Here is a 1,539-nt window from a genome sequence, read left to right on the forward strand (position 1 = left end):
AAAAATATTTTGATTCGTCCTTTGGCGTATGTTGAAGAAAAGGACATTATCAAATATGCAGAGTTACGTAAGTTCCCGATTATTCCGTGTAACCTTTGTGGTTCACAAGAGAACTTACAACGTGCCATGATCAATGAAATGCTTCGTGAATGGGACAAACAGTATCCTAAACGTTTACACAGCATTTTTGGTGCGTTACAGAACGTTTCACCTTCACAACTTGCTGACCGTGATTTGTTCGATTTCGAAGTTCTTGACTCGCAGCGCGAATTAGACTTTAAAGATCCGGAAGAACTGAAAAAACGTTTAGATGTAGTGAACTTAAGCTTTGCTGCTGAATAAAACGAATTAATAAGTCAATTGAAGGCACTTTATAAACAAGTGCCTTTAATGTATCAAAATACTAAAAAATGAATGTTCCGTACAAAAAGTCATAGCTCAACCTTAAAATTACATGCTATAACAACGCTCAAGCAGAAGTGCTTCACACGATGTTGTCTGGATAGGCAACACTAGAGAAATTGAACAAATAAATTTGAGGAAGAATCATGCCTGCATTTTTAACTGATGATTGGTTTGCGACTGTCGAAAAATTAACTGCTGAAGCAGGTGATCTTAATTTGCCACCAGCTCTTGCGAATTTGGCAATTAATTTAGTAGTTACAGATGCTTCTGGAAATACCGAATTAGCGTTAGATGGGGGTAAAATCCAAAAAGGTTTGTCTTCAAATGCCAAAACTACATTAAACCTGGATGCTGAAACTTTACGTAAAGTATTCCTAGAGTTTGATATGGCAGCTGCTATGCAGGCATTCATGACTGGTAAAATAAAAGTTCAAGGCGATATGTCTCAGTTAATGGCTTTACAAACAGCTAAACCAAGCCAAGAACAAAAAGATTTGTTCAAAAAAGTATTAGAGCAAACCGCTTAAACTAAAAAAGAATTCATATAAAAAGCTTACCCGAGAGGTAAGCTTTTTATTTATACAAACAATGAATTTATCAACTTTTAGATGATAAAAACTAGATATTAATTCGCGTTTGTGCCGTTTTAATGTGCTCAAGATAAGCACGTATACGAGTCACATACTGAACTGCTTGTTTGTATCGACCATTGCGAGTTTTGTTACTCTGCAAATAATTATAGAGATTAACCCATTGGTTCGGGTCTTTCCCTTGGGCTTGCAAGCGCTTTTGAATCTGGTTCACTGCACCCGGTCCCATATTGTAAGCCACAAGCGCATACCAGTTGCGATCTGGGAAAGGAATATCATCATACTCACTTAACATGAGATCATAATATTTCGCACCGCCCTGAATACTCTGTGCTGGATCGTTACGGTTACTCACACCCATTGCCCGAGCTGTACTATTGGTTAACATCATTAACCCACGTACACCTGTTGGTGAAACAGACTCCGGTTTTAGGTACGATTCTTGATAACCAATCGCTGCAAGCAAATGCCAGTCTAAATCGTACTGAGCAGCACTTTGTTTAAAGCTTGCTTTGTAAATCGGTATACGTGCACTTAAGTCACG

Annotated in this window: 2 protein-coding genes and 1 pseudogene; 2 read left to right on the forward strand and 1 reads right to left on the reverse strand. The window is 38.0% G+C overall.

What is annotated here, in order from left to right; genetic code table 11:
• Positions 1-342, forward strand: a pseudogene (locus tag VXQ92_RS17370) (tRNA 2-thiocytidine(32) synthetase TtcA); the annotation flags it as partial.
• Positions 343-548: 206 nt separating this feature from the next.
• Entirely contained in the window at positions 549-932 is a 384-nt protein-coding gene (locus VXQ92_RS17375) for an SCP2 sterol-binding domain-containing protein (RefSeq protein WP_416682660.1), read from the forward strand.
• A gap of 91 nt (positions 933-1,023) precedes the next feature.
• Here VXQ92_RS17375 and VXQ92_RS17380 read toward each other — a convergent pair.
• The coding region (locus tag VXQ92_RS17380; RefSeq protein ID WP_416682661.1) for a transglycosylase SLT domain-containing protein at positions 1,024-1,539 on the reverse strand (516 nt) is incomplete at its 5' end.

This window comes from Acinetobacter sp. 228, from assembly GCF_048147885.1.

Excerpts from the sequence above, each read along its gene's own strand:
- VXQ92_RS17375 (WP_416682660.1), top strand. The coding sequence starts at position 549 with ATGCCTGCATTTTTAACTGATGATTGGTTTGCGACTGTCGAAAAATTA.